The sequence below is a fragment of the Enterococcus cecorum genome (genome assembly GCF_052119425.1).
Lineage (GTDB): Bacteria > Bacillota > Bacilli > Lactobacillales > Enterococcaceae > Enterococcus_E > Enterococcus_E cecorum_C.
In genome coordinates, this window is record NZ_JBQKFH010000006.1 from 15130 (window position 1) to 30516 (window position 15387).

Sequence of the window (15387 nt, forward strand, 5' to 3'; positions counted from 1 at the left end):
ACTCATTTACTCATCCCCTCTAAACCTGTCTTTAAGTTCAACGCTTTTCTCAATTGTGGAATTAATAGACAAATCGCTAATATCATGGATGAGAAAATCTTGATGTAGGTTGTAGGAAAACCAACCTTAATAACGAATAGAATCAATAATTGATAAATAATACTACCAATCACAATGGCTATTAAACGTTCAAATAAAGTTAAATTTCCATATAATACTTCACCAATGATAATCGAAGCCAAACCAATAACGATTACCCCTACCCCTTTAGAAACATCTGCATAACCATCGTGTTGCGCAATTAAGGCTCCAGATAAAGCAATCACGCCATTAGACAAAACTAAACCTAAAATTTTCATCGCATCTGTATGGATTCCTAATGATTTGGCCATCGTTTCATTATCACCCGTCGCAATATAGGCTTGTCCTAAATGGGTATCAAAGAAGAAATATAATAATGCAACGATAATTGCAACAATGATGAAGCCCATAAAAACAATATCAAAATAATCTGGAAGAGGCATCTTATTAAAAAAGTCAAAAAGTCGCTGTTGGTGCAATAATGAAAGGTTTGGGGACTGCATCACAAATAGCATTACAGAATTTAGCCCAGACATGACTAAAATTCCTGCTAAAATAACCGGTATTTTGCCTTTCGTATAAAGCAAGCCCGTCACTAGCCCAGCCCCCATTCCAGCTAAAATTCCTAATAGAGTCGCTAATATTGGGGAAATCCCATGCGTAATTGCTGTAACACAGACTGCCCCACCCAAAGGAAATGAACCTTCTGTCGTCATATCCGGGAAATTTAAAATACGATAAGTCATAAAGATACCTAGACCAAGGACACTCCATAAAAGCCCTTGACCAATTGCTGAAATAATCATTTTAACCTCCAAGCGTTATCATCAAAAAAATTTAAAATAAGTGAAATAAGTCCAAGTCAGACCTATTTCACTATATCATGTTTATTATTTATTGCCTACAATTTGTGCCTCTTTTTTCAGATTATCTGGAATTTGAATACCTAAAAATTCGGCTTGTTTTTCATTCAAGACGGTCACACCATCTTTAAAGGTATAGACTGGGGTTACAGAAGGATCAGCACCTTTTAGAATCTGCACGACCATTTGTCCTGTTTTCTTACCTAAAGTATATTGATCAATCCCCACAGTTGCTAAACCACCTTGTTCAACCATCGTATCTACTGAAGTAATAATTGGTGTTTTAGATTTATTTGCTTCTCCAACGACTGCTTGCATCGCATTGGCAATCGTATTATCAAGAGGAATATAAATAAAATCAACATTTTGGCTCATCACTTGAACGGTTTGCGCAATTTCATTGGTTGAAGCAACTGGATATTCTTTCACTGCCATCCCAAGTGATTCCGCTGTTTTGCTAGCTTCATTCACTTGATATTTTGAATTGACTTCTGTTGATGAATAAAGCATCCCTACTGTTTTTGCATTTGGCAATAATTCTTTACCTAATTTAATTTGAGAAGCGACTGGTGGTTGGTCAGATACTCCAGTAACATTTCCTCCAGGATTGTCTAAACTAGCCACTAATTTTGCCCCTACAGGATCAGTAACTGCCCCTAAAACAATTGGAATATCTTTAGTCGTATTCGCTAAACTTTGGGCAGCTGGTGTCGCAACCCCAACCAATACATCGGCTTTTTTGTCGACTAACTGTTGACTCATAGTCGCTAATTTACTTTGATCGGCTTGACCATTTTGAAAGACAATCTTTAAATTCTTACCTTCTTGATAGCCTGCTTCTTTTAAGGCGTCTTTTACCCCCTTAGTAATTGTATCTAAAGCTGGATGTGAAACAAACTGTAAAATACCGACTGTTTGCACCTTATCCTCAGCTTTTTTTGTCGTTTTTGCTGGCGTATTCATTGTTTGATAGATAAAAAAGCCAATCACAACTGCTAAAATAACAATGACACTAGCGATTAATCCCTTATTTTTCATCATTCATTTCTCCTAACTCATTTAAAATTCATCTTTTAAAAAATAAAAAAGCAACCTCCTAATTGGAAATTGCCTAAACAAAAACCGCATAGGATCGACATCTATGCGGGCAAATTCAATTATAACCGGCATAGATACAAACTTTTTCGTTCATTAAAAAGATTGTATCTATGGAATTGTCCTCAATACAATCTTATCTACGCCAAAAACGCCATGCTTTGTATGCTGTGTTTTGCTTTGATAATTTCATAATGACGACCTCCTGTATTTGATGGTTCTAATATACAAAAATATTTAGGACTCGTCAATAAAAAAATGAAAACTTTTTAATCTTTTTCTATTAGTTGACATAATACATATACATATAAAAGACATAGATTTTATTTTATTTTTACTGAAAACTTAGCTATAATAAGAAAAGTAATCTGAAAGAAACGAGGAAAGTATATGTCATTTGATGGAATCTTTACCCATTTAATGGTTGATGAATTAAATCAACAACTAAGTGGTGGTCGAATCAGTAAAATTCATCAACCCTATGAAAATGAAATTATCTTAACTATCCGGTCACAAGGAAAAAATCATAAATTATTAATCTCTGCACATCCAAGTTATGCACGTATCCAATTAACACAAACCCCTTATGTTAATCCAGATACACCACCAAATTTTATTATGATGCTTAGAAAATATTTGGACGGTGCCATTTTAGATTTTCTAGAACAAATCGACAATGACCGGGTTGTGCATTTTCATATCAAAAAGCGCGATGAACTCGGAGATATGCAAGAAATTATTTTGATTGTGGAACTGATGGGCAGACATAGTACGATTTGCTTAGTGAACAAACAAACAGGTAAAATTTTAGATGCTATTAAACATATCGGCAGCTCACAAAATAGTTATCGCCAATTACTTCCCGGTGTCGAATATGTCCATCCACCAAAGCAAACAGCAGCTAATCCATTTACCATCGATAAAGTACAGCTATTTGAATTACTCTCACAAACCAATGAATTAACTGCCAAATACTTGCAACAAAAATTTCAAGGGCTTGGAAAAGATACGGCAAATGAGTTAATTTATCGTTTGCAACAACATCCAAACGATAAAATCCAAGTTTGGCAAACATTCTTTCAAGAGTTAAAACAAATTCAGCCTACTTTAACACGTATCAATCAAAAAGAATTTTTTAGTCCAATCAATTATACTTACCAAACAAACAAAGCTGAAGAAATTCAGGAATTTAATACCTTAAGCGAATTACTTGAAGCCTTTTACCATGATAAAGCCCAACGAGATCGCGTACGCCAGCAAGGGAATGAATTAATCAAAAAAGTGGAAAATGAGTTAAGTCGCAATCAAACCAAGCTCAAAAAGCGTGAACAAACATTAGCAGAATCCGAAAATGCTGAGATTTTAAGACAAAAAGGCGAATTACTCACTACCTTCATGTCACAAGTACCCAAAGGAGCTGAAAAAGTAACTTTGGATAATTATTACGAAAATAACCAGCCATTAACAATCGCTTTAAATCCAGCCTTATCTGCTAATCAAAATGCGCAAAAATATTTTCAACGCTATCAAAAATTGCGCAATGCAGTCAAATTAATTCACGAACAAATTGATGAAGCAAAAGCCGAAATCGATTATCTTGAATCTGTTCTAGCACAATTAGAACTAGCTGAACCAACTGAATTACAGGGAATTCGTGAAGAACTAGTCAGTCAAGGCTATTTAAAAAACAAACAAATCAAAGGAAGTAAAAAAGCAACACCAAGTAAACCAGATAGCTATCAAACATCAAGTGGGATCGAAATATTAGTCGGTAAAAATAATTTACAAAATGATCAATTAACCTTAAAGCAAGCTAGAAAAACGGATTACTGGTTCCATACCAAAGATATACCTGGATCACATGTCATTTTAAAAACGGACCAACCAAGTGATCAAGATATCTTAGAAGCAAGTGAACTAGCTGCCTACTTCTCAAAATATCGCTATTCAGCCCAAGTGTCTGTCGATTGTGTACAAGTCAAATATATCAAGAAACCAAATGGTGCAAAACCGGGCTTTGTCATCTACACTAATCAAACGACTAACTTTGTCACACCTAAAGCTGATGTTATCGAACGTTTAAGAAAACAATAAAGAAAAAAACGTTATCTTTCCGAATAGGTCAGATAACGTTTTTGTTATTCTTCGTGATAATAAATCAAGCGTCCTTTTCTCTTCTGTAAGGGCCGATTATTTTTAAGAAGTAGCTCATTTTTAAACATTTTAATAAGTTCACTATTCATTTGTCCTACTTCATCAAAAACAAACCACTGAATCGGTCCTACAGTAGGCGGTGTTGTTAATGAACCGACATAGTGATAAAAACTTTTTTGATTTGGTAAAAAGATATCCGGATTAAACCACTGAATATGATGATCAAAATCCCAAATTTCATCTCCATAATCGTGACAGATGTGATTGGACATAAAGACAGTTTCAAATAAGATGCCCACAACCAGATTCACTTGTTTTTTACTTGTATGCACCAAATGAAATTCTAAAGGGGCTTGAATTTCATCTAATACATGTTCACTAGGCATATGAAAATGAATATCTGTTAAAAAATATTTTTCACCATGATAAACCAAATGCGAAAGTTGATCAAAAGGAACAAAGTGAATGGTATTTTTGAATTCCTTCTCTGTAAATTTTTGTTTCTGATAAAAGAATTGAATCTTCTCTGATGTTGGAATCGCTATTGTTTCTTGCTTTTTTAAATGAATCGGAGACTGATAGGCAAATTCCGCTCCTTTTTTAAATCTATCGCACAATAAATGCCAACATTCTGGTCCAGTATTCCCACTATAATCCCAATAAACATCTAAATTTTGATGCATCGCTTTCACCGTCCTTTATAATAAAAGGCTAATACTCACTTTTCAATTGATTAAAAGTAAGATTAGCCTGATATCCTTATATTAACAAAAATGGATTATTTTAACCAATTTTCTGGATCGTGTTTCCAAGCTGTAAGTAAAGCTAAGTCAGCCTCTGAAATGTAACCTTCTTCAAGAGCAGTTTGAATAAGCGTTGTATAATTGGTCAAGGTAACAAGTGGTAATTTTGCTGTATTAAAATTAGTCGCTCCTTTGGGTAATTCATAGGTAAAAATAGCTGCTACCCCTAAGACATCAGCTCCTTCTCGTTTGGCTGCCTGACATGCTTCTAGTACACTTCCACCTGTAGAAATTAAATCTTCAATTACAACCATTTTTTGACCAGGGGTAATTTGACCTTCAATTTGATTGCCTTTTCCATGATCTTTCGCCTTACTACGGATATACACCATTGGTAAATCTAAAATTTCTGCTACCCAGGCAGCATGCGGGATCCCAGCAGTGGCAGTGCCAGCAATTACTTCGACTTCAGGAAATTGCTTTTTGATTTTTTCAGCTAACCCCTTGGCGATTAAACGACGAACCTTAGGAAAACTCATCGTTAAACGGTTATCACAATAAATTGGACTCTTAATCCCACTCGCCCAAGTAAAGGGTTCATTTGGGCTTAAAAATACCGCCTTAATCGCTAATAAATTTTGTGCTACTTGTTGCTCAATTGATAGACTCATTCTTCACCATTCCATTCTTTTTTAATTGCTTGGTAAGCTTCATAAGGATTCTCAGCTTGGGTAATCGGTCTTCCCACCACGATAAAATTAGCACCATACGCTTTGGCTAAGGCTGGGGTTACCACACGTTTTTGATCACCAACTTGACTGCCACTTGGACGAATACCAGGTGTTAAGCAGACAAAGTCGTCACTCGTTGCTTGATGGATGGCACTAGCTTCCAAGGCTGAACAAACCACTCCTGCTAATCCAGCTTGTTGGCTACATTTGGCATAATTAATCACACTTGCTAATAAATCACCAGGAATTTTTTGTTCTTGGTTCATCTGTTCTTGGCTAGTAGAAGTTAGCTGCGTAACTGCAATTAACATGGGCACTTTTCCATTGCTTCCTTCCGTTAGTCCTTTTAGTGCTGCTTGCATCATTTGAATACCACCTGCGGCATGAACATTGGTTAATTTTACGCCAAGTTTAGCGATTCCTTTCATAGCTTTTTCGACCGTGTTAGGAATATCATGTAATTTTAAATCTAAAAAAATATCATGACCTTGTTCTTTTAAAAATTGGACAATCGCTGGGCCTTCTTGATAAAATAATTCCATCCCAATTTTCACAAATAGTGATTCGTCTGCAGGGAATTTCGCTAAAAATTGTTCGATTTGCGCTTTTGAAGCAAAATCTAAGGCAATGATAGGTCTATTTTCGTGCATTTTTCTTTTCCTCTCTCACTTCTTGAATTAATTGGGATAGACTTTCAATTCCTAGTTCATCCATCCGCTTTGGTAAGGCCTCAATTAATTTTGGACAAATATAAGGGTCCGTGAAGTTCGCTGTGCCTACCGCTACGGCACTCGCTCCAGCAAGATACATTTCAATGACATCATCGACATGCATCACGCCCCCCATCCCAATAATTGGCAAATCAGAAACGCTTGCTACTTGATGGATTAAGCGAATGGCGACTGGTTTAATTGCCGGACCTGATAAGCCACCTGTTTGATTAGCTAAAATTGGTTTTCGGGTATTTAAATCAATGCGCATCCCTAATAAAGTATTAATCATTGAGAAGCCATCAGCGCCGGCACTTTCAACCGCTTGAGCAATTGGAATGATATCCGTAACATTTGGTGAAAGTTTGACATAAATTGGTACACTACTGACCTTTTTAACCGCAGTGACTAAATCAAATATCACTTCAGGATTAGTACCAAAGGCAATTCCGCCATGTTTGACATTTGGACAAGAAACATTTAACTCGATGGCATGTACATTTTTGGCATCCCCGATTTTACCACAAACCTCGATATAATCTTCTTTTGTAGAACCAGCAACATTGGCAATAATTGGTAATCGTGGAAATTCTTTTGCTAAATGGGGCAAGATTTCATTCATGACAACTTCTAACCCCGGATTTTGTAAACCAATTGCATTCAACATGCCACTTGGTGTTTCTGCCACACGCGGCGTAGGATTGCCAAAACGAGCAACTGGGGTGGTCGCTTTAATCATGACTGCCCCGAGCTGTTCAATATCATAATATTTGGCATATTCTTTCCCAAATCCGAAGCAACCAGAAGCGGGCATAATTGGATTTTTCAGATTTAATCCAGGTAGTTTGACTTGTAATCGATTCATTAGTAAATCACCGTCCCAGCTTGAAAAATTGGTCCCTCATCACAAACTTTTACACTTGCTTGTTTGGTTGGATCATCTTTTTTATGACAGACACAGGCATAACATGCACCCATTCCGCAAGCCATTCTTGATTCCAAAGAGAGTTGAACATCGGCTACTTTTTGATAAAATAAGCTTTCTACTTTTTTTAACATCCCATTATTGCCACAAGTGAAAACCGCTTTTGGCATTTCTGGATTTTTTGATAAATAATCATCCAAAAGCTGGCCAACATTTCCCTTAAAGCCAATCGAACCATCATCTGTAGCAATCAAGGTGCGACCAAGTGCTTGAAATTCATCAATATAATAGCTCACTTCACTATTGGCATAACCTAAGAAATGCACAGGTTGTACGCCTTTTTCAATTAATCGTTTGGATAGTTCATACAATGGTGGTATGCCAATCCCACCACCAATAATATAGACCTTATCGCCTACATGAACGCCATCAAGACTAAATCCATTTCCTAAAGGCCCCATACAATCTAATTGATCGCCTGCTTGTAATTGAGAGAAAACTTGTGTCCCTTGTCCTTGCACACGATAGATTAAAGTCACTGTTTGTTTTTCTTGATTGATTTGATTAATACTAATTGGTCGACGTAATAACAAATCTGCTTGTGGGACACGTAAATGTAAAAATTGTCCTGGATGATGCATTTCTTTGACCAATTGTCCCGTTAAGACCAATTCAAAAATTCTAGGTGCAAGTTGAATATTTGAGACCACTGTCATTAATTCTTGTTTCATGCCACTACCTTTCCTTTCCTGCCATCATTTTAAAAGATAAGCAAGAATGATCTTGCCTATCTTTCACGTTAAATTGCTTGAGTTGTAAATTCTTGAGATTCCATTACTTTTAAGATTGCATCGGCTGTATCTAATGAAGTGAAAAGCGGCACACCATGTTCAACAGATTCACGGCGGATATGGAAGCCATCTTCAGCATTATTTTGACGATTTTTATCCATCGTGTTAATCACCATTTGTAAGCTACCATCACGAATATAATCAATTACATGTTTTTCAGAGGCTTGATGAATCTTAGCCACTGTCTTACATTTGATGCCATTTTGTTCAAAGTATTTCGCTGTTCCTGCAGTAGCTAAAATACTAAAGCCAATCTCGACAAAACGTTTGGCTAAGGAAAGTGCTTCTTCTTTGCTATCATCAGCAATCGTGAATAAAACTGTACCAAAACTTGGAATATGCAAACCACTTGCCTCAAAAGCTTTATACAATGCTTTTTCCAGATTTTTATCTGAACCCATAACTTCACCTGTTGACTTCATTTCAGGTCCTAAATACGTATCTACTTTTAACAATTTAGTAAATGAGAAGACCGGTGCTTTAATATGAACGTTTTCACTAGTTGGATATAACCCATTTGGATATCCCATTTCTGCCAAATCTTCCCCTAGAATCGCTCTAGTTGCTACTTGCGCCATCGGAATACCAGTTACTTTACTTAAGAATGGTACTGTACGACTTGCTCGCGGATTGACTTCAATGACATAAACTTGATCATCATGAATAACAAACTGGATATTCATCATGCCCACACAATTTAAACCAATGGCTAGTCGCTTAGTATAGTCTTCAATCGTTTGAATTTGTTCTGGTGATAAAGTTTGTGGTGGATAAACAGCCATTGAATCTCCTGAGTGGACACCGGCACGTTCAATGTGTTCCATGATTCCAGGGATTAAGACATTTTTTCCATCACTGATTGCATCAACTTCGCATTCTTTACCAACTAAATATCGGTCCACTAAAACTGGATGTTCTGGAGAAGCTTTGACTGCATTTTCCATATAGTCTTCTAAGTCCGCTTGATTTTGGACAATTTCCATCGCACGACCTCCCAAGACATAACTTGGACGGACTAGTACCGGATATCCAATACGTTTAGCAATTTCTACGGCTTCAGCTTTATTCGTTGCGGTATCACCAGGTGGCTGTGGAATATTTAAATCTTTTAAGGCTTGTTCAAATAAATCACGATTTTCTGCACGATCAAGGTCTTCAATTTGCGTACCTAAAATATTAACGCCATTTTTTACTAATTGTTCGGCTAAATTAATCGCAGTTTGACCACCAAATTGTACAATCACGCCAATTGGTTGCTCTAATTCAATCACATTTAAAACATCTTCAATTGTCAATGGTTCAAAATATAGTTTGTCAGAAATTGAAAAGTCTGTAGAAACCGTTTCAGGATTACTATTCATAATAACTGCTTCATAACCAGCTTTTTGAATGGCCTTAACCGAATGAACGGTCGCATAGTCAAACTCTACCCCTTGACCGATACGGATAGGACCTGAGCCTAACACTAATACTGAGTCTTTAGGCGAGCGAATCGATTCATTTTCAAATTCATAAGTACTATAGAAGTATGGCGTACTTGATTCAAATTCTGCCGCACAAGTATCAACCATTTTATAAACAGGTTTGATTTGATTGGCTAATCTAAATTGGCGAACCTCTTCAATTGTCATTTGCCATAGCTCAGCAATCTTTTTATCCGCAAAACCATTTTGTTTGGCTAAACGTAACGTATCTACATCTTGAACTGCTTCTTTTAACTGTTGTTCAATTTCGATAATATGCAATAATTTGTCAAGGAAGAATAAGTCAATCTTTGTCATTTGATGTAATTCTTCAATTGAAAATCCGCGACGTAAAGCCTCTGCTAAGTAAAATAGACGATCATCCTGGGCCTTAACAATACGATTCATTAAATGTGCGTCATCGACTTGACCCAATTCAGGAATTTCAACATGGATACAACCAATTTCTAATGAACGCACAGCTTTTAACAGTGATTCTTCAATATTACGGCCAATTGCCATGACTTCACCAGTTGCTTTCATTTGCGTACCAAGCAGACGTTCACCAGTTTCAAATTTATCAAATGGCCAACGTGGAATTTTGGCAACTACGTAGTCTAAAGCTGGTTCAAATTCAGCATAAGTGGTTCCAGTAACAGGATTTTTCATTTCATCTAAGGTCAAACCAACTGCAATTTTTGCTGCTAATTTGGCGATTGGATACCCCGTCGCTTTACTTGCTAAGGCAGAAGAACGAGAAACCCGAGGATTTACCTCAATCACATAATAATTAAAGCTATTTGGATCTAAGGCTAATTGAACGTTACAGCCTCCTTCAATTTTCAAGGCACGAATGATGGATAGAGAAGCATCCCGTAACATTTGATATTCAATATCAGATAAAGTTTGGCTTGGTGCAAAAACAATCGAATCACCGGTATGAATACCAACTGGGTCAAAGTTTTCCATATTGCAAACCACAATGGCATTATCTGCACTATCACGCATCACTTCATATTCAATCTCTTTAAAACCAGCAATACTACGTTCAATTAAACATTGTGTAACCGGAGAAAGCGTTAGGCCATTTTCGGCAATTTGACGGAGTTCTTCTTCATTATTACACATTCCGCCACCAGTTCCACCTAAAGTAAATGCTGGTCTAACAATGATTGGATAGCCGATTTCATTGGCAAAATCAACTGCAGCATCCACGGTATTGATGATAGTCGATTCAGGAATAGGTTGGTTTAAATCTTCCATTAATTGTTTGAATAAATCACGGTCTTCTGCTTGGTCAATGGCTGAAAGCTTAGTCCCTAATAATTCGATTCCTAATTCTTCCAAAATTCCTGATTTAGATAATTCCATCGCCATGTTTAAGCCAGTTTGTCCACCTAATGTTGGTAAAATGGCATCTGGTTGTTCTTTACGTAATATTCGCGCTAAAAACTCATAAGTAATCGGCTCAATGTACACTTTATCCGCAATTTCGCGGTCGGTCATAATGGTTGCTGGATTAGAGTTTACCAATACAACTTCATAGCCTTCTTCTCTCAAAGCTAAACAAGCTTGGGTTCCGGCATAGTCAAACTCAGCGGCTTGTCCAATAATGATTGGCCCTGAACCAATGACTAAAATTTTTGAAATATCTGTACGTTTAGGCATTTTTCTGTTTCTCCTTCCATGCTTCCATCATTTCGATAAATTCATCAAATAAATATAAGGCATCATGCGGACCAGGTGCAGCATCTGGGTGGAATTGCACACTAAAAGCTGGATAGTGGCGATGACGAACCCCTTCAATCGTGCCATCATTAATTTCCACGTGCGTTACAATTAATTTTTCAGGATCAATTGTATTGGCATCTACTGCATAGCCATGATTTTGTGAGGTAAAGTCGACACGGCCAGTTGCGATTTCTCTTACCGGATGATTTAAACCGCGGTGACCAAATTTCATTTTAAATGTATCCGCACCATTTGCTAATGAAAACAGTTGATGACCTAAACAAATACCAAAAATCGGCACTTTTCCTTGTATTCCTTGAATCATCTCAATGGCTTCCGGCACACTCTTAGGATCGCCTGGGCCATTTGTTAGCATGACACCATCTGGAGACAATTCTAGAATTTCTTGGGCAGTCGTATTATAAGGTAAAACCGTTAAATTACATTGACGTTTCGAAAACTCGCGCATGATACTGTGTTTCAAGCCAAAATCAATCACTACTACATTCAATCCAGTACCAGGACTTGGATAAGGCTTAGCAGTAGATACTTGGGCGACTTGATTCGTTGGAAGCACGGCTGCTTTTAATTGGTCATAAGCATGATTGAAATCATCGGCTGCATCAACAATACTTGCCTTCATCGTTCCATGTTGGCGAATTTTACGCGTCAATGCACGGGTATCAATCCCTGAAATACCTGGAATCCCTTTACGCTTTAAGAATTCATCTAAAGTCATTTGATTACGCCAATTGCTTCCACGTCTAGCATGCTCTTTTACTACGACACCTTTACATGTAGGTGCAATCGATTCATAGTCATCACGATTAACCCCATAATTTCCCACCATTGGATAGGTGAAAGTAATAATTTGACCATTAAAACTTTGATCAGTGATGGTTTCTTGATAACCGGTCATACTTGTAGTAAAAACCAACTCACCAACCACACTATTTGTCGCGCCAAAGCCTTCACCAACAAAATGCGTCCCATCTTCTAAAATTAACCAACGTTTCATTAGTTATTTGCCTCCTTTTGATAGACAATTTGACCATCCACCATTGTTAGATAGGTATCACCAAATAATTGCCAACCTGTAAACGGCGTATTATCCGCTTTTGATTTAAAATTAGCGGCATCAACTACATATTCATGATCAATATCAAACACTGCAATGTCCGCTTGACTACCAACAGCTAATTGACCTGCTTGTAAATCAAATATTTCCGCCGGCTTAATCGCCATCCAATTCATGACTTGTTCTAAAGTGAAAATACCCGTCTTAACAAATTTTGTATAGATTAACTGGAAGGCATATTCCGAACCAACAATGCCAAATGGTGCTTTTAGGAAAGATTGACATTTTTCATCATGACCATGTGGCGCGTGGTCGGTTGAAATACAATCAATCGTGCCATCTAAAAGACCTTCAATGAGTGCTTGCTGATCTTCACTCGCTCTTAATGGCGGATTCATCTTCCAAAAACCATGATCTTCAGGAATATCCATATCGTTTAACAGTAGATGGTGCGGACAAACTTCACAAGTCACATGAACCCCTGATTTTTTAGCCTCACGAATAATACGCACACTTTCTTTCGTTGAGACGTGACAGACATGATAGTGCACACCCGTTTCTTCTGCTAAAATTAAATCACGAGCTATTTGAGAACTTTCTGTCGCACTTAAAATTCCTGGTAAACCTAATTCTTCTGCACGTTTACCAGCATGCATCACGCCACCAAATAAAAGTGATTCGTCTTCTGTATGAGCCACGATGGCCATATTATTTTTAGCAGCTTCTTTCATTGCCAAATACATGGTTCCAGCGGTTTGAACACCAACACCATCATTCGTAAAAGCAAAGGCACCCGCAGCTTTAAGTCCCACTTGATCCGTTAACACTTCGCTTCTTAATTTTTCAGTTATGGAGGCATATTGATACACTTTCACACAAGCATCACGATCAATTATTTCCTGAACTTTTTGAAAATTCTCTACATTATCTGGAACGGGATCAAGATTTGGCATCGCACAGACACTGGTAAAACCACCTCTTGCCGCTGCTTGACTTCCTGTTAAAATCGTTTCTTTATACGTAAAACCAGGCTCTCTAAAATGAACATGTACATCAACCAATCCTGGCATGACGAATTTTCCTTTTAAATCAATCACCTGATCAAAGTCTTTTTCTGCAAAATCTAATCCGATAGCGAAAACCTTTTTATCCTCTACCCAAATATCTACTTGATGACAGGTATTTTCTTTTGTAACAATTCGTCCATTTTTTAATAAAGTTTTCATATACTTACTCCTTACGCCTTTCCATTTAATATTGCTTCTAAAACCGCCATGCGAATATACACGCCATTAGTCATCTGTTGCACAATTCTTGATTGTAACCCTTCCACCAAGCTATCTGCCAGTTCTACATCACGATTCACCGGTGCAGGATGCATGATAATCGCATGAGGTAACATTCTCTTCGCACGTTCAAGGGTCAATCCATAAGTTTTGTGATATTGCTCTTTAGAAAATTGCTGATTTCCCACGTGACGCTCATGTTGTACCCGCAGCATCATCATCACATCCACTTTATCGACTAACTCATCAATTGCAAGATACTTTCCATATACTTCAAAGGATTCATCATACCATTCAAGCGGACCAGAGAAGTAAACTTGTGCCCCTAATCGTTTCAGCATTTGCATATTTGATTTTGCAACACGTGAATGGGTTAAATCCCCAACTATTGCTACTTTCAAACCTTCGAAATAGCCAAATTCTTGATAAATCGTCATTAAATCTAATAGACATTGCGTAGGATGTTGGCCACTACCATCCCCACCATTAATCACACTACATTGGATTGTCTTACTTTCTACTAATTCATTATAATAATGTTCCGCACTATGACGAATGACCACAGCATCCACACCAATCGCCGACATTGTCAAGACGGTATCATATAACGTTTCACCTTTTTGTACTGATGAAGTAGAAGCATCAAATTCAATCACTTCTAAGCCTAATTTTTTCTCGGCCACTTCAAAACTTTTATGCGTTCGCGTGCTGTTTTCAAAAAATAGGTTGGCCACAAAATATTTTTCTTTAGGTAATACACACTTGGCACCCGCTTTAAATTCACTCGCACGTTTAATTAATCCTAAAACTTCTGCTTCACTTAAACTTTCAACTGTTAATAAGTGCTTTAAACTGATTGCCTGTGATTGAATGATCATTTGCCTACTCCTTCATCATTTATTTATTGATTAAGATTCTATCTTGCTTGTCAATTTCTTCCATTTCAACAATAATTTCTTCGTCTGATGAAGTTGGAATGTTTTTTCCGACATAATCTGCACGAATCGGCAATTCTCGATGTCCTCTGTCTACCAATACAGCTAAACCAATGCGATTTGGTCGACCATAATCCATCACTGCATCCAAGGCAGCGCGAATGGTACGTCCAGTATATAAAACATCATCTACTAAAATGACTTCTTTACCTTCAAGTGATACCGGCATTACGGATTCTTGCTTTTCAGATGAATGCTTTTTTTGATCATCGCGATAGGAAGTGATATCTAATTCCCCAACCGGCACTTCGATTTCTTCAATCTGTTTTAAACGTTGGGCGATGCGTTGGGCGATATAGATACCTCTTGTTTTAATTCCAACTAATACCAAATCTTCCAATCCTCGGTTACGTTCAATCATCTCATAGGTCATTCGTGTAATTGCTCGTTTCATTGTAACTGAATCAATGACTTCTTTTGCTGACATAAATATCCCTCCAAAATGTCTCATCCTTTATTTTTGCCTTCCGTTAACAACAAAAAAACTCCCACCTGCGCGAGGTCGGAGTGAAGCTCACAAAATTATCTACAACAAAGGCGCCAATATTCAAAAATGGATAGAATATTAGCTAGATATTTATTTTGATTGCTTCCTTCTTAGCCTCACGGGACTAAACTTAAAGGACTAATATTTCTTATTACAATCAATATACGCGCAATTACGATTAAAAGCAATCTATT

13 protein-coding genes are annotated in these 15387 nt (G+C 37.2%); 1 reads left to right on the forward strand and 12 read right to left on the reverse strand.

What is annotated here, in order from left to right:
* Positions 1 to 2 precede the first annotated feature (2 nt).
* Positions 3 to 887, reverse strand: coding sequence for an ABC transporter permease (locus ACTQZM_RS02285; protein ID WP_047241869.1), 885 nt, complete (start codon positions 885 to 887; stop codon positions 3 to 5).
* Between the two features lie 84 nt (positions 888 to 971).
* The gene (gene trpX / locus ACTQZM_RS02290) at positions 972 to 1982 is read right to left on the reverse strand and encodes a tryptophan ABC transporter substrate-binding protein (protein ID WP_441652771.1); all 1011 of its coding nucleotides are present in this window, start codon (positions 1980 to 1982) and stop codon (positions 972 to 974) included.
* Positions 1983 to 2429: 447 nt separating this feature from the next.
* Between trpX and efbA the strand changes: the two genes are divergently transcribed.
* Positions 2430 to 4133 (forward strand): fibronectin-binding protein EfbA, encoded by a 1704-nt coding sequence (efbA, locus tag ACTQZM_RS02295; protein WP_441652772.1) that lies wholly within the window; start codon positions 2430 to 2432, stop codon positions 4131 to 4133.
* Between the two features lie 44 nt (positions 4134 to 4177).
* Here efbA and ACTQZM_RS02300 read toward each other — a convergent pair whose 3' ends face one another.
* From ACTQZM_RS02300 to pyrR, 10 genes are all read right to left on the reverse strand, one after another.
* Complete coding sequence (locus ACTQZM_RS02300) at positions 4178 to 4876, reverse strand: carbonic anhydrase family protein (RefSeq protein ID WP_441652773.1); 699 nt, start codon at positions 4874 to 4876, stop codon at positions 4178 to 4180.
* 95 nt (positions 4877 to 4971) lie between these two features.
* Positions 4972 to 5607, reverse strand: coding sequence for an orotate phosphoribosyltransferase (gene pyrE, locus ACTQZM_RS02305; protein ID WP_113842581.1), 636 nt, complete (start codon positions 5605 to 5607; stop codon positions 4972 to 4974).
* The gene (gene pyrF / locus ACTQZM_RS02310) at positions 5604 to 6317 is read right to left on the reverse strand and encodes an orotidine-5'-phosphate decarboxylase (RefSeq protein ID WP_441652774.1); all 714 of its coding nucleotides are present in this window, start codon (positions 6315 to 6317) and stop codon (positions 5604 to 5606) included. The genes pyrE and pyrF overlap by 4 nt, the downstream gene beginning before the upstream one ends.
* Complete coding sequence (locus tag ACTQZM_RS02315; RefSeq protein WP_168930063.1) at positions 6304 to 7242, reverse strand: dihydroorotate dehydrogenase; 939 nt, start codon at positions 7240 to 7242, stop codon at positions 6304 to 6306. Before ACTQZM_RS02315 ends, pyrF begins: the two co-directional genes overlap by 14 nt.
* The gene (locus ACTQZM_RS02320) at positions 7242 to 8033 is read right to left on the reverse strand and encodes a dihydroorotate dehydrogenase electron transfer subunit (protein ID WP_441652775.1); all 792 of its coding nucleotides are present in this window, start codon (positions 8031 to 8033) and stop codon (positions 7242 to 7244) included. The genes ACTQZM_RS02315 and ACTQZM_RS02320 overlap by 1 nt, the downstream gene beginning before the upstream one ends.
* A 68-nt stretch (positions 8034 to 8101) precedes the next feature.
* Positions 8102 to 11284: a carbamoyl-phosphate synthase large subunit gene (carB, locus tag ACTQZM_RS02325; protein ID WP_441652776.1), complete on the reverse strand. Its 3183-nt coding sequence runs from the start codon at positions 11282 to 11284 to the stop codon at positions 8102 to 8104.
* Complete coding sequence (locus tag ACTQZM_RS02330) at positions 11277 to 12365, reverse strand: carbamoyl phosphate synthase small subunit (RefSeq protein WP_208945334.1); 1089 nt, start codon at positions 12363 to 12365, stop codon at positions 11277 to 11279. Before ACTQZM_RS02330 ends, carB begins: the two co-directional genes overlap by 8 nt.
* Entirely contained in the window at positions 12365 to 13651 is a 1287-nt protein-coding gene (locus tag ACTQZM_RS02335; RefSeq protein WP_441652777.1) for a dihydroorotase, read from the reverse strand. Before ACTQZM_RS02335 ends, ACTQZM_RS02330 begins: the two co-directional genes overlap by 1 nt.
* An 11-nt stretch (positions 13652 to 13662) precedes the next feature.
* Positions 13663 to 14589: an aspartate carbamoyltransferase catalytic subunit gene (locus ACTQZM_RS02340; protein ID WP_171301127.1), complete on the reverse strand. Its 927-nt coding sequence runs from the start codon at positions 14587 to 14589 to the stop codon at positions 13663 to 13665.
* Between the two features lie 19 nt (positions 14590 to 14608).
* On the reverse strand, positions 14609 to 15133 hold the full coding sequence (gene pyrR / locus ACTQZM_RS02345; RefSeq protein ID WP_016252244.1) for a bifunctional pyr operon transcriptional regulator/uracil phosphoribosyltransferase PyrR: 525 nt from the start codon (positions 15131 to 15133) through the stop codon (positions 14609 to 14611).
* Positions 15134 to 15387 lie beyond the last annotated feature (254 nt).